The 17,173-nt window shown below is 59.1% G+C and carries 16 protein-coding genes and 1 riboswitch; of the genes, 4 read left to right on the top strand and 12 right to left on the bottom strand.

Features of this window, described 5'->3' with window-relative positions:
• Nucleotides 1–26 precede the first annotated feature (26 nt).
• Together Q0K02_RS03250 and tyrS are read right to left on the bottom strand one after the other, a co-directional pair.
• Nucleotides 27–386, bottom strand: coding sequence for a hypothetical protein (locus tag Q0K02_RS03250; protein WP_294485021.1), 360 nt, complete (start codon nucleotides 384–386; stop codon nucleotides 27–29).
• A gap of 3 nt (nucleotides 387–389) precedes the next feature.
• A complete protein-coding gene (tyrS, locus tag Q0K02_RS03245; RefSeq protein ID WP_294485020.1) occupies nucleotides 390–1,589 on the bottom strand; it encodes a tyrosine--tRNA ligase in 1,200 nt (399 codons plus the stop codon).
• Between the two features lie 215 nt (nucleotides 1,590–1,804).
• Nucleotides 1,805–1,949, top strand: a riboswitch (FMN riboswitch).
• A 90-nt stretch (nucleotides 1,950–2,039) separates the two neighbouring features.
• Between tyrS and ribB the strand changes: the two genes are divergently transcribed.
• Nucleotides 2,040–2,693, top strand: coding sequence for a 3,4-dihydroxy-2-butanone-4-phosphate synthase (ribB, locus tag Q0K02_RS03240; RefSeq protein ID WP_294485018.1), 654 nt, complete (start codon nucleotides 2,040–2,042; stop codon nucleotides 2,691–2,693).
• Between the two features lie 90 nt (nucleotides 2,694–2,783).
• On the opposite strand, the gene Q0K02_RS03235 is transcribed toward ribB, so the two are convergent.
• Both Q0K02_RS03235 and Q0K02_RS03230 read right to left on the bottom strand, forming a co-directional pair.
• Complete coding sequence (locus Q0K02_RS03235; RefSeq protein ID WP_294485016.1) at nucleotides 2,784–3,782, bottom strand: glycosyltransferase family 2 protein; 999 nt, start codon at nucleotides 3,780–3,782, stop codon at nucleotides 2,784–2,786.
• Nucleotides 3,783–3,854: 72 nt separating this feature from the next.
• Complete coding sequence (locus Q0K02_RS03230; protein ID WP_294485014.1) at nucleotides 3,855–4,793, bottom strand: LysR family transcriptional regulator; 939 nt, start codon at nucleotides 4,791–4,793, stop codon at nucleotides 3,855–3,857.
• A 141-nt stretch (nucleotides 4,794–4,934) separates the two neighbouring features.
• On the opposite strand from Q0K02_RS03230, the gene Q0K02_RS03225 reads away from it, so the two are divergent.
• Nucleotides 4,935–6,395, top strand: a complete 1,461-nt coding sequence (locus tag Q0K02_RS03225) for an SLC13 family permease (protein ID WP_294485011.1) — start codon at nucleotides 4,935–4,937, stop codon at nucleotides 6,393–6,395.
• 30 nt (nucleotides 6,396–6,425) lie between these two features.
• On the top strand, nucleotides 6,426–7,256 hold the full coding sequence (locus Q0K02_RS03220; RefSeq protein WP_294485010.1) for an amidohydrolase family protein: 831 nt from the start codon (nucleotides 6,426–6,428) through the stop codon (nucleotides 7,254–7,256).
• A 331-nt stretch (nucleotides 7,257–7,587) separates the two neighbouring features.
• Here the strand turns inward: Q0K02_RS03220 and Q0K02_RS03215 are convergent, their stop codons facing one another.
• Nucleotides 7,588–8,577, bottom strand: a complete 990-nt coding sequence (locus tag Q0K02_RS03215) for a diaminopimelate dehydrogenase (RefSeq protein WP_294485008.1) — start codon at nucleotides 8,575–8,577, stop codon at nucleotides 7,588–7,590.
• 451 nt (nucleotides 8,578–9,028) lie between these two features.
• Here Q0K02_RS03215 and Q0K02_RS03210 point away from each other — a divergent pair, with 451 nt between their 5' ends.
• Nucleotides 9,029–9,637, top strand: a complete 609-nt coding sequence (locus Q0K02_RS03210) for a methylated-DNA--[protein]-cysteine S-methyltransferase (RefSeq protein ID WP_294485007.1) — start codon at nucleotides 9,029–9,031, stop codon at nucleotides 9,635–9,637.
• Between the two features lie 197 nt (nucleotides 9,638–9,834).
• Here Q0K02_RS03210 and Q0K02_RS03205 read toward each other — a convergent pair whose 3' ends face one another.
• The 7 genes from Q0K02_RS03205 to Q0K02_RS03175 form a co-directional block, all read right to left on the bottom strand.
• Nucleotides 9,835–10,959: a M20/M25/M40 family metallo-hydrolase gene (locus Q0K02_RS03205; protein ID WP_294485005.1), complete on the bottom strand. Its 1,125-nt coding sequence runs from the start codon at nucleotides 10,957–10,959 to the stop codon at nucleotides 9,835–9,837.
• 5 nt (nucleotides 10,960–10,964) lie between these two features.
• The gene (locus Q0K02_RS03200) at nucleotides 10,965–11,684 is read right to left on the bottom strand and encodes an ABC transporter ATP-binding protein (RefSeq protein WP_294485004.1); all 720 of its coding nucleotides are present in this window, start codon (nucleotides 11,682–11,684) and stop codon (nucleotides 10,965–10,967) included.
• Nucleotides 11,685–12,461 carry an ABC transporter ATP-binding protein gene (locus tag Q0K02_RS03195; protein ID WP_294485002.1) on the bottom strand — a complete coding sequence of 259 codons (777 nt, stop codon included), beginning with the start codon at nucleotides 12,459–12,461 and terminating at the stop codon, nucleotides 11,685–11,687.
• A complete protein-coding gene (locus Q0K02_RS03190) occupies nucleotides 12,458–13,606 on the bottom strand; it encodes a branched-chain amino acid ABC transporter permease (RefSeq protein ID WP_294485000.1) in 1,149 nt (382 codons plus the stop codon). The genes Q0K02_RS03195 and Q0K02_RS03190 overlap by 4 nt, the downstream gene beginning before the upstream one ends.
• A gap of 2 nt (nucleotides 13,607–13,608) precedes the next feature.
• On the bottom strand, nucleotides 13,609–14,532 hold the full coding sequence (locus Q0K02_RS03185; RefSeq protein ID WP_294484999.1) for a branched-chain amino acid ABC transporter permease: 924 nt from the start codon (nucleotides 14,530–14,532) through the stop codon (nucleotides 13,609–13,611).
• Between the two features lie 69 nt (nucleotides 14,533–14,601).
• Complete coding sequence (locus Q0K02_RS03180) at nucleotides 14,602–15,795, bottom strand: branched-chain amino acid ABC transporter substrate-binding protein (protein WP_294484996.1); 1,194 nt, start codon at nucleotides 15,793–15,795, stop codon at nucleotides 14,602–14,604.
• A 710-nt stretch (nucleotides 15,796–16,505) separates the two neighbouring features.
• Nucleotides 16,506–16,820, bottom strand: coding sequence for a hypothetical protein (locus Q0K02_RS03175; protein ID WP_294484995.1), 315 nt, complete (start codon nucleotides 16,818–16,820; stop codon nucleotides 16,506–16,508).
• Nucleotides 16,821–17,173 lie beyond the last annotated feature (353 nt).

The raw sequence follows: 17,173 nt of genomic DNA, 5'->3' as shown, positions 1-17,173 counted from the left end.
CGCCGCCTGCGCGGCGGCCAGATGCATCAGCCGCTGCTCATGACCTTTCTGACCAGCACGCGCTGATTGGGGTACAGCGGCGTGTCGGGCGTGAGCAGCGTGTCTCCGCAGGCCACGATGGCGGTTCCCTGCCGCAGCCCCAGAGTATGCAGCAGAATACCCACGTTCTTGGCCTTCACGCGGGGCACGTCCACCTGCGTCTCTTCCGGCTGGCACGTCACATGCACCACCTTGGCGGGCCAGGGCTCGCCTTCGGCCGGACGGCGGTCGGCCAGCAGCGCGGCGCGGCCTTCGGGCGTCATGAGTTCCGGGTCGCGGTACGGACAGCGTCCGGGGCAGCGATCGTCGGCGCAGCGGCCGAAAGGTTCCGGTTTGCGATCAATCATGGCCTACTTCACCGTCAGCACGACAAAGCCCTTCTTGCCGTACTTGAGCGTATATTCGCCGGCGGGCAGCGCGGTCAGGCCGTCGGTCAGCTTTTCGCCGTTCACCTTGAGGGAGCCGGCGGCAATCTTGCGCTTGGCCTCGCCGCGGGAGGGCACCAGACCGGTGGCGGCCAGAATGGCCACGGGCGAGCAGTCGTCTTCGGCGGAATTGACGCTCCAGGTGATGGCGTCTTCAGGAATGCCGCCCTTGCCGAACACGTTGTTGAAGCCTTCGCGGGCGGCGCGGGCCGCTTCCTCGCCGTGATAGCGGGCCACGATTTCCATGGCGAGCTCTTCCTTCACCAGCTTGGGGTGGAGCGTACCGGCCTGCACGCGGGCCTTCATGTCGGCGATTTCTTCCAGCGACTTCACGGAAATGAGCTCATACCAGTTCCACATGAGGTCGTCGGAAATGGACATGGCCTTGCCGAACTGATCGGCGGGCGCTTCCATGACGCCTATGTAGTTGCCGTAGGACTTGGACATCTTGCGTTCGCCGTCCAGACCCACCAGCAGAGGCAGAGTAAGCGCGCACTGAGCTTCCAGGCCGTAGTGGCCCTGAAGGGTGCGGCCCATGAGAAGGTTGAAGATCTGATCGGTGCCGCCCATTTCCACGTCGGTGCGCAGCATGACGGAGTCGTAGGCCTGCAGCAGCGGATACATGAATTCATGAATGGCGATGGGCGTGTTTTCGCGGTAGCGCTTGGCAAAGTCGTCGCGCTCCATCATGCGGGCCACGGTGCAGTTGGACATGAGGCGCAGAAAATCGGCGGGAGTGAGCTTGTCGCCCCATTCGGAGTTGAAGGCCACGGTCGTCTTTTCAGGATCGAGAATCTTGAACACCTGTTCCTTGTAGGTTTCGGCGTTCTTCTTCACTTCCTCTTCCGTGAGCGGAGGACGCGTCTTGGACTTGCCGGAAGGATCGCCGATGCGACCGGTGAAGTCGCCGATGAGGAAGGTGACGTTGTGGCCGAGTTCCTGGAACTGACGCATCTTGTGGATGACCACGGTATGCCCGAGGTGCAGGTCGGGCGCGGTGGGGTCGAAGCCGACCTTGATGTTCAAAGGCTTGTCACGGGCCAGTTTCTTGCGAAGATCCTCTTCGCTCACAAGGTCCACAATGCCGCGACGTATGATCTTCACCTGTTCGTCAATGGTCATCACTGTATTGCTCCTGCCGATAGCGGCGCTGAATGATAAAAATCCTTGCCCGTCGGAAGGGGCCGGAACACGGGCAAGCAGGCATTCTCGCAGGCTTGGGCGGCTCTGTCAACGCCGCATCCGCCCCGCGCGCCGACTCGCCCTCCCCTTCTCTTCTTCATCGCGCAAAAAAGCGCAGCGGCTCTTGACACCATGCCGAAACGCATTAAAAATAAGCCCATATTTCTCAGGGCGGGGTGAAAGTCCCCACCGGCGGTGATCCGGCCTCGGTCGGAAGCCCGCGGGCAAATCTTCATGGGAAGATGCGCAGATCCGGTGAAAATCCGGAGCCGACGGTAACAGTCCGGACGAAAGAGAATGGATCCCAGGCCTCCTTGCGGAGGCACCCCCTCTCCTCTCTCCCAGCGCCTTATGCCGCCCTGATGCCGGATATTCTCCAAAAAGGAGTTTGTCATGCGTCAGCTTTCCATCCTTGAATCCTTCGGAACTCCCCGTGAACGCGTCGAACGCGCCATAGCCTCGCTCAAAAGCGGCAACGGCGTGCTCATCGTCGATGATGAAGACCGTGAAAACGAAGGCGACCTCATCTACGCCGCCGAAACGCTCACGCCCGCGCAGATGGCCCTGCTCATCCGCGAATGCAGCGGCATCGTCTGCCTCTGCCTCACCGACGAAAAGGCCAACGCCCTTGATCTGCCTCCCATGGTGCAGAACAACACCAACAAGAACCACACGGCCTTCACCGTGACCATCGAAGCCGCAAAGGGCGTCACCACCGGCGTTTCCGCCGCCGACCGCGTCACCACGATCAAGGCCGCCATCGCTCCTAATGCCAAGCCCGAAGATCTGAACCGCCCCGGCCACGTGTTCCCCCTGCGCGCCAAGCCCAACGGCGTGCTGGAACGCCGCGGACACACCGAAGTGACCGTGGATCTGTGCCGCATGGCCGGTCTCGCGCCTGCGGGCGTGCTGTGCGAGCTCACGCTCGAAAACGGCACCATGGCCCGCCTGCCCGAAGTGGCCGACTTCGCCCGCGCCCACAACATGCCCCTCGCCACCGTTGACGACGTGGCGCAGTACCGCATGGAAATGGAAGGCAAGAACTAAGTTTCCGCCGACAAAAAAAGCCCCCGTCCGACGCACGGACGGGGGCTTTTTTTGTCTTCATCAAGACGCGTCATCGCTTCTGAGCACAGGTCAGCCCTCCTGACGCATGCGCCCTGCCGCGCCGTCCAGCGCCGCCCGCATGACCATGAAGAAACGGCCCCGGCGGGAACGGAAGGTGCGCCACGAAAACGGCAGCGCCAGAAGCATGAACGGCAGCGCAAACGGATGCGCCCGCCGCAGAAGATAAAAACGCGCGCGTATGAAATTCATGTCGTCGCGAGGCGCAAGCTCCGGATCGTCGGTCACGCTCAGAAACGGCGTCAGGCCCGCAGTGGAACAGTCCATGCGCCGCACCAGCGCGCCCGGGGCCCAGTTCAGCGCGTATCCCGCCTTTCTGGCCCGAAGTCCGTATTCCACATCCTCATAAAAGCCGCTGAAGCGCTCGTCGAAAAGTCCGATGTCCTCCGCCATGGCCCGGGTGATGAGGCAGGACGCGTCGGAAACGTAGTCCAGACGGGCCGCAATCTCCTTTCTGTCGGAAAGACCGTGCCGCTCCAGCCCCTTGTCCAGCGGAATCTGATCGCCGGTCCAGCGGCTCCAGCGTCCGCCGGCCGCGCATTCCAGCACGTCCGAATCCTTGACGAGCTGCGTGGAGCCCACCATGCCGATGGGCTGGCTGAGCCCGTCCTCCTCCAGATGCCGCAAGAGCGCCGCCAGCGCAAACGATTCCGGACGCGCGTCGTTGCGCAGCAGCCAGAAGGCATGACAGTCCCTGTCGTAGAGAAGAAAGCGCATGCCCGCATTCATGGCGCCGCCTATGCTCTCCGGCTCTTCCCGGCGAAGCAGCACCAGCGGCGCGGCCGACGTATCGGCGCCGTACGCCTCCACCGGTTCGGGCAGACCGTCCCGGGCGGCGAGAGCGCTCCATTCCTCAAGAATGCGGTCGGCCACCTCGTTGTCGGAACCGTTGTCGCATACCACGATGCGACGGGGCAATCCGCTCTGGGCATGCACGCAGGCAAGACATTCCAGCGTATTTTTCCAGTCATTGTACGTCAGAATGATGACGCCGACTTCCGTGTGCTCCATATTCCCACCTCTTGCGCAACGGCCGAAACACTTTTCTGCAAAATATCACTATGGCCCGAGGCCGTTGATCCGTCAAGGCTGATCGCCGTAACGCCGGCGGATGAAGTCCGTCACCTGCCGCTCCTCCGGGCTGAGCGCCTCATCCTCAAGGCTTATCAGATAGTGGCGCGACGGCATGAGATGCAAACCCTCCACGGGAACGGCGCGGATGAGTCCGTTGGTGACGTACCAGCTGTAGGCCGACATCTTGTGCAGAAAACATCCTGCGGCCTTGTTCTGCGCCACCATCTGCATGATGTTTTCCCGACTGTTGACGTAGGCGTAGCGTTTGATGCCCACGACGTCGTATATCTTCTTCTGAAAAAGCTGATTGCGTTTCAGCATCTGATTGGAATACGTGGCCAGGGTCAGCGAGGCGCAGTCCTCCACCGTGAGGCTCTCCTTTCCCGCCAGCGGGTGACTGCTGGAAAGGAACATGTAGTATTCATCCTCCATGAGACTCTCGCAGCGAAAGCCCATGTCCCTGTACTGCGCCACCAGCTTTTCGGCCTCGCCTTCCGAAAAGGCCGTCACCCCCACATGCGCCTTGCCCTGCTGCAAAAAGGAATACAAATCGTACACCGTGGCCTCGTGAAGCACGATGTCCACCAGCGGGAACTCCGGCTTCATCTGGGAGAAGACGTGCTCCGTCAGATAGTTGCAGGCCGAGGGAATGGCCACCACGGGAACAAGCACAGGCTCGCTGCTGCCGGCATTGAGCCTTTTCCAAGAAGCCATCTTCGCCGAAAGCTCGGCCAGCAGACTCTTGCAGTCCTCGTAAATGCGCACTCCCCACGCCGTGGGAACGCAGCCTCGGTGACTGCGCACCAGAAGCTGCACGCCGAGTTCCTCTTCCAGCGCCCGGAGGGCATTGGTGAGCGCAGGCTGCGTGATGTTGAGCTTCTGCGACGCCTTGTTGAACGAGTGCGATTCTACTACCTGAACAAAATATTGAAGCTGCTCGAGACGCATGAGACTCCGACGAAACGTACTATAAAAAAATTTATAACCAGCTTATAAAAAAAAGAAATTATACACAAGAGTCCGCATTCTGTATGACGGTATGGTGAAAGGAGCCGCAGGCTCCCTCAGACAACTTTCAGGAGAAACGCCATGACACAGCCTTCCGCCGTTGACAGCAGGCATATCCTGCATATCGTCATTTTCTTTCTTCTCACCTTCGGCATCGGATTTCTGCCGCCCGTCGGCATTACCCCCATGGGCATGAACATTCTCGGAGTCTTCCTCGGCATGCTCTACGGGTGGACCTTCATAGGCTTCGCCTGGCCCAGCATGATCTGTCTCGTGGCGCTCGGCTTCACCGGGTACGCCGATCCGGGCAAGATCATCGGCAGCGCCTTCAGCAGCCCCGCCGTGCTGTTCACCATGTTCGTGCTGGCCTTCACCACCTACTGCGACAAGAGCGGCATCAACAACGTCATGGCCAAGTGGTGCCTGAGCCGCCGCGTGTTCGCCGGGCATCCGTGGATCTTCACGGCCAGCGTGCTCACGGGCACGCTCATCATCGGCTTTCTCGTGGACGGCGTTCCCGCAGCCTTCCTCATCGCCGGCATTCTCTATTCCATGTTCCACGACATCGACATGAAGCAGGGCGACGACTATCCCGCCTACCTGCTCGCAGGCGTGTACATGGCCGGCGTGCTCTCCTTTGCCTGCAAGCCCTGGGCCGGACAGAACCTCATGGGCATCAGCGCCCTTTCCGACGTGTCCGGCGGAACGGCCGTCATCAACAACATCACCCTCATCGCCATCGCCATGCCGGTGTGCATCGCCACGCTGCTGCTCTACACGCTCATCGTGCGCTTCATTTTCCGCCCGGACATCGCCCGTCTTTCCCATCTCACGCCGGAATACCTCGACCGCATCAGCTCGCAGATACGCATAGACAACAGGCAGCGCGTCGCCGCCACCGCCCTTGTCGTGTTTCTCCTCGTCATGTTTCTGCCCAACATTCTGCCCGCCGGTTCCGCCGCGGCGAATTTCTTCGGCAAGTTCAACATGGTGGTGGCCATGGTGGTCATTCTCGGCGTGCTCTCCTTCCTGCGCGTGGACGGCGAACCCGTGTTCGACTTTCACGACTGCGCTTCCGGCATCAACTGGAATGTCATCTGGATGCTGGCCGCCTCCATGCCCGTTTCCGCGGCCCTGAGCAGCGACGGCGCAGGTCTGAGCAGAGTGCTCACCGACATTCTCAGCAGCTTTGTGGGCGACGGCAACATTCTCATATTCCTCGCCGGCTTCATGATCTTCATCAACATCATGACGCAGTTCACGCACAACGTCACCATCGTGCTCATCGCGGTTCCCCTCATCTGGAACCTCGGCCAGAGCACGGGCATCAATCCTTCAGGCTTCACCGTGCTCATGCTGCTGGCCGCGGGCGCGGCCTACGCCACCCCGGCCGCTTCCACGGTGGGCGCCCTTTCCTTCGCCAACGGCGCATGGGTGGGCATGCGCAGAGCCTTCAAGGCAGGCATCTTCGGCTGCGTGGCGGCCATCATCTGCATGCTCTGCCTCGGCCTGCCGCTCGTCATGGTCACCGTCGGACTCTAACAACATCCTTATCCCCCAAGGAGCACCATCATGGTTATAGATTTTCGCGTCCGCGCGCCTTTTGTCGCCTACAAGGACAGCTTCTTCACCCAGGAATGCCTCGATCACCTGAACAGCGAAAGCATGCTTCGCGTGGACGCTCCGGTTTCCCCGTCCGCCCGGCAGTATTCCATGCCTCTGCTGCTGCAGGAAGCCGACGAAGCCGGCATCGACAAGCTGGTCGTGCCGGTGCGCAAGTCCACGAACGGACGCAACGAGGATCTTGAAGACCTCATTGCGCAGTATCCCGACAGACTTGTCGGTCTCGCGGGCCTCGACCCCCACGATATCAACGCCGCCATTGCGGAAACCGAACGCTTCGTCGTCAACGGCCGCTGCACCGGCGTCGTCATGGAACCCGGCCAGGACAAAACGCCCTGGCTCGTCAATTCCGCCTGGGTCTTCCCCCTGTACGACTACTGCCAGGAACACGGCATTCCGCTGGTGTTCACCTTCGGCGGCATCATGACTCGCTCGCTGCGCTACTACAACCCCGAACTCATCGACGACGTCGCCGCGGCCTTTCCCCGCCTGAACATCGCCCTCATGCACGGCGGATGGCCGTATGTGTCCGAAGTCTGCCAGATCGCCCTGAACCGCCGCAACGTGTATCTCGCTCCCGACTTCTACATGCTCCGCTCCCCCGGCATGGCCGACTACGCCATGGCCGCCAACTATCTGCTGCGCGAGCGCGTCATCTTCTCCTCGGCCTACCCCATCATGCCTCTCAAGGGCGCCAAAGAAGGATATCTGGCGCAGCTGCGCGACGAAGTGAAGCCGCTCGTCATGGGCGAAAACGCGGCGCGCTTCCTAGGCCTGTAACACCTCGTTCGCCGAAGGGCGCGGATTTTTCCCCTGAAACCTTCGCCCTCCGGCGGCATGCGTCGCGCCTTTCTGCGGCCATGCGCCCGGTTCTCCGCGCCTTCCGGGGCACACGTCCTACCTGCCTCTCCGGAACAGGCGTCGCTGCCGCATGCGCCCGCGCACTGAAAAACGCCGGGCGTGTCTCTCCTCGGCTTCGACAGGCCGGGCGCTCTTCGCACAGTCATGACGCACAAAACCGTCGGTCCAAACGGCCGACGGTTTTCCTTTTAAAGAAAAACGCCCGATGTCGCAGAGAACATCGGGCGTCGAGCTTCAAAAAGCTTTGAAACTACAGCAGGTGCGCGCGCAGATCAGCGCCGTCGCGGGGAGAAAGCAGCGCGGGCGCGATGTCGAACACGGTTCTCGCACCGGTTTCACCCTTCTGGGAAAGGCGATACGCGGCGCGGGCGTAGGCGGCCAGCACGCTGGACGTGAATTCGGGGTTGGAGCCGAGCTTCAGGGAATATTCGATGACGTGCTTGGTTTCGCCGTGCTGACCGGTGCAGCCGGTGCGGATCACGAAACCGCCGTGCGGAATGCCCTTGTGATCGCGGTCGAGCTCTTCCTGGCTGATGAAGGTCACCGTGGTGTCGTACTCGTCGAAGTAGTTGGGCATGGTCTTGATTTCATGCTCAATGGCGGCCTTGTCCGCGCCTTCGGCGGCCACGACGTAGCATTCGCGGGTGTGCTTCTGACGGGTGGTCAGCTCGGGATTGCTGCCGCTGCGCACGGCTTCCATGGCGGCGGGCACCGGCACGGTGTACTGACGGGCGTCGAGCACGCCCTTGATGCGGCGGATGGCGTCGGAATGGCCCTGGCTCACGCCGCGGCCCCAGAAGGTGTAGTCATGCCCGTCGGGCAGAATGCAGTTGGCGTACAGGCGGTTCAGGGAGAACATGCCGGGGTCCCAGCCCACGGAGATGATGCCTATGGTGCCGGCCTTGCGGGCGGCTTCGTCCACGGCGTCGAAATGGGCGGGAATGTGAGCGTGCGTGTCGAAGCTGTCCACCACGTTGAACATGGCCGCAAGCTCGGGAGTCTGCTTGGGCAGATCGGTCGCGCTGCCGCCGCAGAGAATCATGACGTCTATGCGTCCCTTCCAATCCGCCACGTCGGCGAGACGGCAGACCGGAACGCCTTCGGTAAGAATCTTGACGGTGGAAGGATCGCGGCGGGAGAACACCGCCACCAGTTCCTGATCGGGATTGGCGGCAACGGCCAGTTCAACGCCGCGGCCGAGATTGCCGTAGCCCACGATGCCGATTCTGATTTTGGACATAAAAAAAGACTCCATGATGAAGATGGTGTTGATTTTTTTTGAACGATAAAAAATTGTCCCGGAAAGTCAAGAAAAAATAACATTTTTGGAAAAGTCCGTGCCGATATGATATTTTTTTGTGTCTTTCGTTACATATTTGTAAATAACCATCGAGAGTCCGGCATCGGGCAGGCGTCCGCTCTATTCTTGACAGGGTAAGAAAAGTGTTATTTTTCCGCATGTTACAAGTAGAGCCGGGCCACAGAGCGCTCTTTTTCGGCAAAAAGCCGGAACAACGCCGAATCATGAAGGCGGCAGTCCGCAAACGTTCCGTACGGGGAAAGACGGAGGACGACGGAACAATTCCGAGCCGCATGGGCTTGTTCCGCGCCGGAGGGCATGGCCTCTGCTGGAAGTTCTTTTCGGCCTGTGGCACAATTTGGTCATGCAACCCCCTCTCAAGGAGAGTGCCATGTTCTACTCGGTGCGATATTTCTCCCCCGTCGGTCCGCTCACCGTGGTCAGCGACGAGGAACACGTCGTCGGTCTCTGGATCGACGGTCAGAAATACTTTCAAAGCACGCTGACCGTCCCGCCGGTGTCCGCCACGGACCGCCCCGTGCTCATGCAGGCCGTATCGTGGCTCGACCGATATTTTTCCGGGCAAAGGCCCTCCCCCGACGAACTGCCCCTCGCCCCGGCGGGAAGCGAATTCCGCCGTTTCATCTGGCAGGCGCTGTGCCGCATTCCCTGGGGAAGCGTGGTCACCTACGGAGAGCTCGCCGAACAGGCCGCCCGCGCCTTTCACAGGAAAACCATGTCCGCCCAGGCCGTGGGCGGCGCAGTGGGGCACAACCCCATTTCCATCATCATTCCCTGCCATCGCGTCGTCGGCAGCAACGGAAGCCTCACCGGATACGCCGGAGGCATCGACAAAAAAATCCGCCTGCTGAAGCTCGAGGGCGTGAACACGGATCTTTTTCATGCCCCTGCTCCGGCCGCTTCCCGTCGGCACCAAACGTCCGCCGCCCAAACGGAGCGCAGGGGCGCGGCAATCCGCATTTCCGGCCGCAACGCCTGAGTTCGGAAGTTCATCGCGCCCCGCGAAAAAATTTGAGTTTCCGGCAGCGCTCCCCGGCGCTTCTTCCTGCGTTTTGACCGCGTTTTCCCCGCAGCTTTCCGTCCGCAGGAACAAATAACGCGCATAAGAAAAGGCCGCCCGATGTGTTGCATCGGCACGGCCTTTTCTCCTTTCAGCGAGTGAAAGAACGGGCAACGTCAGAGTTCATACCAGTCACGAATCAGTTCCCGGCAGATGGTCTCCATGAACGCTATCTGAGAAACCGGACAGGCCTCGTCCACCTGATGGGCCATGGAACTTTCACCGGGGCCGAAAATAACCACCGGGACCTGCGGCAGTCTGGTCCGGAGCGCGGCGGCGTCGGTAAAGAACTGCACCGTGGCCACCTCGGCCGGCTTGCCGGAAAGCTTTTCGTACAGGGCATACACGCGCTTCATCCACGGATGTTCCGGGTCCGTCCACACCGGCGGAATGTCCAGCGTCGTTTCCATGGCGATGTCCTTTCCGCAGATGTCCTGAATCTCTTTCCGCATCTTCTCATGATCCATGCCGGGCACGGAGCGGATGTCCATGGTCAGCACGGCCGAATCAGGTACGGAATTGCTGTTTAAGCCGGAATGCAGCGTGGAGAGCACCGACGTGCCCCTGCCCATGAACGGATGCCTTCCCTCGGCGACAAAATCCAGAAGACGATTGGCGGCCGGAAGCATTTTCGCAAGCGCGCTGTCGCCTTTCTCGGGCATGGACGCATGCGACGTGCGGCCTGACGAGGACAGGCTAAGCCACAAGGCCCCCTTGTGTCCGGCGAGAGGACGCGCTCCTGTGGGCTCTCCCACGACGACGGCCGCAATGTTCCGAAACTCCTGCTCCGGCATGTGAAACGAGCCCTTGCAGCCCCGCTCCTCTCCTCCGTAGAGATGCAGAACGAGATCCCGATCATGAATGCGGGGAGCCATGGCAAGCGCCGCGGCCAGCATGACGGCAGCGCCGCTCTTCATATCGCAGGAACCGCGGCCGTACAGGCAGCCGTCGATGATCTCCCCGGAAAAGGGATCATGCTTCCACGGCTTTGTTCCGAGAGGCACCGTGTCCACATGACCGGCCAGGCACAGCGCCCCGCCCTCGCAGTCTGGATGAAGATGCGCGGAAAGACTGCATTTTCCGGGATCGGTGTCGTCGTACCTGTCGAGAACGACGGTGAATCCCGCCTGCTTCAGCCATGCCGCAATCTGCTCAAGCAGCGCATACTCGTTGCTTCCGCCCGTTATGGTGTCGCAGCCAACCATCCACCGGGCCAGGCCCGTTCCGCTGAAATCATTCATGCCGCTCATCCGAAATACGCCTTCTTTACTTCTTCACTCTTTTTCAGCTCTTCCGCCGTTCCTTCGGCCACCACGCGTCCCTGCGCCAGAACGTAGCCGTAATGGGCTATGGCCAGGGTCTGCCGCACGTTCTGCTCGACCAGGAACACGGCAATGCCGTCTTCGCAAATCTTCCGTATGACACGGAAGTTGTCGTTGACCAGCGCGGGGGACAGGCCCAGAGACGGTTCGTCGATGATAAGGAGCTTGGGCTCGTTCATGAGTCCGCGGCCGATGGACACCATGGCCTGTTCGCCGCCGGACATGGTGCCCGCAAACTGCTCGCGCCGCTCAAGAAGGCGCGGAAAAATGCGGTACACCCGTTCGAGGCGCTGACGGATCTTGTCCCTGTCCTTTTCCATGTAGGCGCCCATGAGAAGATTTTCTTCCACGGTCATCTTGGAAAAGATGCGTCTGCCTTCGGGAATGCAGCTGATGCCGCGCGCCGCAATCTTGTGCGGCGGCAGGCCGGAAATCTCCATGCCGTTGAACAGCACGCTGCCCTTTCTGGGAGGCGTAAGGCCGAGTATGGCCCGCAGAAGCGTGGTCTTGCCCGCGCCGTTGGCTCCCAGAAGTCCGGTAATGCGGCCCGCGCATATTTCCATGTTCACGCCGCAGATGACGTCGGCCTTGCCGTAGGCCACAAACAGATTTTCTACTCTGAGAGGGGAAAACGCGACATCCATCTATACCACCTCCGTTCCCAGATAGGCCTGCTGCACCACAGGGTTGGACGTTACCTCATCATAGCTTCCCTCGCAGAGCTTGCTGCCGAAGTTCAACACGATGCAGCGGGTGGAAATTCTTTTGATGACGCTCATTTCGTGCTCAATGAGGATGATGGACGGCCTGTTGCCTTCAAATTCCATGGCCACAAGCTCGTCCATGAGCTGCCTCGTTTCGTCCTGCGTCATGCCGGCCGAAGGTTCGTCCAGAAGCAGCAGCCTGGGGCGTCCGGTCAGCGCGCGGCAAATTTCCACGCGGCGACGGTCGATCATGCTCAGTTCGCCCACCGGCTTTCTTATCTTGTCGGCAAGCGTGGGATTCAGCGCCTTCAGCATGAGACGCATGTGCTCCTCATCGTCCCGGCACTCCTGAAAGAAGGCCTTTCTGCGTATGACGTTGTGCCAGAAGCTCATATTGAGATTCTTGCAGTTGCCCATCATGACGTTGTCGAACACCGTCAGCTCAAGACACAGCCGCGAACGCTGGAACGTGCGGGCTATGCCGGCCCGGCAGATTTCCTGCGGGGTTTTGGCGGTGATGTCCTTGCCGTCAAAGACGATGTGTCCTTCGCTGGGCGTGTAGATGCCCGTAAGCACATTGAAAAACGTGGTCTTGCCGGAACCGTTCGGGCCCACGAGCCCTATCACGTCACCTTCCTCGACCTGCACGTCGAGCTTGTTGAGCGCAGCCAGGCCGCCGAAACGCATGGTAAGACCGGTACAGGAAAGCAGACTCATGCCACATCCTCCGAAGTAACAACGCGCGTTCTGCGGGGCAGCAGGCCCATGGGGCGGTACACGATCATGAGCAGAACCAGCAGGGAATACAGCAGGTAGCGGTATTCCTGAATGAACTGAAGTTTTTCCGGCAGAACCACCATGATGGAAGTCGCCAGAATGACGCCCCAGCAGTTGCCCATGCCGCCGAGCAGAAGAATGGAAAGGAACAGCAGCGAATCGGAAAACGTAAAGTTTGCCGGGCTGATGTAACCGAGCATCATGGCATAGACGGCGCCTGCCATACCCATGAGCACGTTGCCCATGGTAAAGGCCGTTACCTTCCAGCGGACGATGTTGATGCCAAAGCAGGCCGAGGCCGTTTCGTCAAGCCGCACGGCGTCCATGGCAAGGCCCATCCAGGAGCGCTCCACGCGGCGCACCATGGTGAACACGAGCGCCAGGAACAGCAGGATGAACAAATCGTAGCGCAGATAGAACGAGCCGGTAATCATGCCCCATTCCACGTCGCTGCCAAAATCCATGCCGAACAGGGAAAACGGAGGAACGGCAATGCCCTGCGGCCCGCCGAAGCTTTCGTTGACTTCCAGAAACACGTTGAACAGAAGCGCAAAGGCCATGGTCACCAGCGCGGAATAGTGTCCCGACGTTCTCAGCACGGGCAGCAGCAGCACGCATCCCACAAGTCCGGCCATGACGCCGCCCATAAGAAGCGCGACAAAAGGCGGAACCAGCCCCTGATTGAGCAGCATGCCTGCGGTGTATCCGCCCACGCCGAAAAACGACGCGGCGCTGAAATTGATGACGCCCGTGTAGCCCAGCTGAACGTTCAGGCCGAGCACGGCGATGGTGTAGCAGAAAATGGTTCCTATGAGGAAAAGACAGTAGTGATTGTCGCGGAAGAAGAACAGCAGAATGAGCGAGGCAATGAAGAGCAGCCCGGCCCACAGCCGTTCATGATGAGACACGGCGACAATGACCTTGGCATACGCGCCCATGCGCACCATGAGCCACAGCAGAAGCGCGCCTCCCACCATGTAGGTGCCGATGACGGTTTCATCCTCCGCCAGCAGGAACACCACGGAAAACACCAGCAGCGCCATGGCGGAGATCAGGCAGACGAAAATTTCTCTTGAGCGATCCATATTCACACCCTCTGACTAGAACGTTCCGCCAGAAAACCGGTGGGGCGTATTGCCATGAGCACGATGACGACGGCAAACGCAAACACGTCCTTATAGGCGCTGGAGAACGGCAGGGCCACAGCGCCTATGGTCTGGAGAAAGGCGAACACAAAACCGCCGATGATGGCGCCGTAGATATTGCCGAGACCTCCGATGACTGCCGCACTGAAACCGATGGCTCCCAGAAGCACGCCCATGCTGAAGTTGATTTCATTGTAATAGATGCCGTTCATGAGTCCGGCGAACGCGGCCACTCCGGAACCGAGCGCAAAGGTGAGCAGCACGATGAAGGAGAAATTCACGCCCATGAGCTGCGCGGTTTCGGAATCCTGCGCCACGGCGCGCACCGCCATGCCGAGCTTCGTCTTGTTGATGAGCACATGAATGCCGCCGATGAGCACCAGTCCGCCGACAAACAAAAGCACGTTGTCGAGGCGCACCGTCACGCCGCCCAGCATCCAGGAGGCGTCGGGCAGCAACTTGGGAAAAGGCTGCGGATTGGAGCCGTCGGGATAAAACAGACGTATGGCTTCACGCAGCACGGTTCCCAGCATCATGGTGGCAAGAAGCGTATTCAGAGGCGGCGAAGAACGAAGACGCATGATAAGTCCCCGGGCAAGAAACACGCCCAGAAGGCATACGGCAAGCAGACTGGCCAGCAGCACCCACAGGCAGACCCAGACGGTGTCTATTTCAGGGTACACGGACTGCAGCCAGACATACGTTCCCAAACCGGCAAACGCGCCGACCATGACCGTATCGCCGTGAGAGAAAACAATAATATCCAATACGCCGAAAAACAGTGTAAAGCCGACAGCCACCAGAGCGTACATCATGCCGAGCATGAGTCCGTTCATGATGAACTGCGCCAGCAGAACGCCATCCATAAAACCATATCCTTTTAATAAAGCACTGGGCCGACCGGGGGCATCCGCCCTCAGGCCGGCCCGGGAAACTTACTTGTTGAGCTTTTTCAAGGCACGTTCTCCAGAACAGTACTTGCTGTCTTCCCAGAAGATCCACTGTCCGTCCTGAACGATGTACTTGCTCACGGCAGGCTCGATGTTCTGGCCGTGATCGTCATAGGTCACCTTGCCGACCAGCGTATCGGCAGACTTGATGTTCTGCAGGTAGCTGATGATCTTCTTGTGGTTGGGGCCTTCGGCTTCAATGGCGTCGAGCAGCTGCACCATGGCGGCATAGGCAAAGGGACCGTACGCTTCGGGAGCCTGCTCGTAGCCGTGCTTTTCATAGCTGCTCAGGAAGGCCGCGCCGCCGGGCAGCTTTTCGAGGGGAGAACCTTCAATGAAGCTCATGCAGCCTTCCGCGGCCTCGTCGCCCACGCCGTGAATGAAGGCGTCGGACTTGATGCCGGAAACGCCCTGGAACTGAATGTCCGTCATGCCGAGCTTGACCATCTGCGCGCGGACGCGCACGCCCGTGGGAACCAGACTGGCGAAGTACAGCACCTGGGGATCAAGAGCCTTGATCTTGGTCAGCTCCGCGGTGAAGTCCTGCTGATTGGACGTCACGCCGAACTCGCCCACGATTTCGCCGCCGTTCTTCTTCACGAAGTCGCTGAAGTAGGAAGCGTGTCCCTTGCCGTAGTCGGTCGTATCGTGGATGATGGCGAACTTCTTGTAGCCGAGTCCGGTCATGAACTTGGCGGCCACTTCGTTCTGATTGATCATCGTCCCGGGAATACGGAAGATTTCCTTGTAGTTGTTGCCGTAGGTAATGTCGGGATGCACGGCGCCCCAGATGATGGCGGGCATGCCGAAACGGTGGAAGATGTCCACGGTGCTCAAGGCCACGGCGGAAACGTAATGCGCCACCACGCCGGCTACCTTGCGGTCCGACGCGAGCTTGGTCACGACCTGCACGCCTACGTTGGGCTTGCCTTCGTCGTCCAGCACCACGAGTTCATAGTGATACTTGCTGTTGGGATTCTCATTGCGTTCCTGCACGGCAAGATCAGCCGAGTTTCTGCCGCCCATGCCGAGCGAGCTCAGTCCGCCGGTAAGCGATCCCACAAAACCCACTTTAACCGTTTCCTTGGCATAGGCCGAAGAAAACTCTCCCCCGGTCACCACCAGAAGACCGGTGCAAAGGCAAAGCAGGGAACGTTTGAAAAAAGAAATACCGTTCATATAGCAATGTCCTTTTTTTGTTAGAAGTGCCTGAGACATCTTCCTTCAAGCAAGAACCATGCCATTGCATATAACTCACTATATTCGTTTGATTTATAATTTTATATCCTGCACATTCATTTTTGATGATACAATTATGTCTTTATCTTTTCGTTCCAGTGCATGAAATAGAAAGGCGTTTCTTTTATCAAAACACCGGCAGGCGCGGCATCTGCCGAGCATGAAAATCCGCCATTCTGTCGCAAATATATAAAAATCACAATAAATTCACACGGTTGACAAGAAAAGCCGCTGCATCCATTTCACAGCAGACGTTTTTCTCCGGGGCAGAACTGCATTCGGCGAGTCTGACAGCGATCAATCTAAAAATATATCAGCCGACACGACTCAATCATCCGCCGCCCCCTTATCCTCGCTCGGGGCAACGCTCTTTCGCGAAAATCGAAGAAAAAATACGTCTATTTCAGAGGGTTCCGCCATACTGCCAGGGGAACGTCGCACCTGTTTTTTTTCAGAAAAATTCAGGCCGTATTCCCGCAACGCTTTGCGCAACAAGGCCTGCCGAGCTCTCAACGTTCGCCGCGCCTTTTTCTCCGTTTTTCACGCCTCATCGCACAGCATGTTCAGACTTTCGCGTACACGAAAAATTTTCCAGACTCTCACTATTGATACAAAAAAATTAAGCAGCACAACGCGCCGAGGTTCCCCCCTCAGAAAAGAACGACTTTGCAGAATCCAAAAATATCCTGCGCGCCGTCGGCAATCAAAACAACAAGAATCAGCAGGCAGCCCTTCCGAAAGGTTGGTTTGAAGGAGTTTGAAACGTGTTTTGCAGGCGACTTGAGCGGCACGCCGCCCTGTGAGGCATGCAGCCGGCCATGCCGGATAACGCGCAAAGCGCAACAGCATCTTGCCGAACCCGCAAGTACGATATTGCGGGAGGCTCCTCGATCTGCCTCTGGAAAATTCCTCCGGCCGACTCCGCCGCTGCGATGTTTTTCTTTTGAAGGCTCTTCCGCAGGCATCTTTCCAAACAGGAAAGCCCAATGTTGCGGATGTCGCGGGAGGATCCTCGATTTTTCTCTGCAAACTTCCTCCCGCGGCTTTTCCGCCGCGATATTTTCCTTTTCAGTCGCTTCCCGTGTTGCGGGGGTTCCTCGATCTGCCTCTGAAACATTCCTCCGTCAGACCGGCCGCTAAGAAAATTTTCTTTGCCGCTCTCTTCCGCCGCCTCAGCCATCCGAAGGAATAAAAACAAAAAGGGAAGGAAACCCGAAGTGGATCTTCCTTCCCTCAAAACTCATTCTGCAAGCGCAGGCTTTAAACGACGAAAGGCTCCTGAACAGGAGCCTTTCTAAAGATAACCTTGGCATCGGCC

This window comes from uncultured Mailhella sp. (assembly GCF_944324995.1).
Lineage (GTDB): Bacteria > Desulfobacterota > Desulfovibrionia > Desulfovibrionales > Desulfovibrionaceae > Mailhella.
Note: the sequence above shows the minus strand (reverse complement) of the source record. Positions and strands in the feature narration are given on the sequence as shown.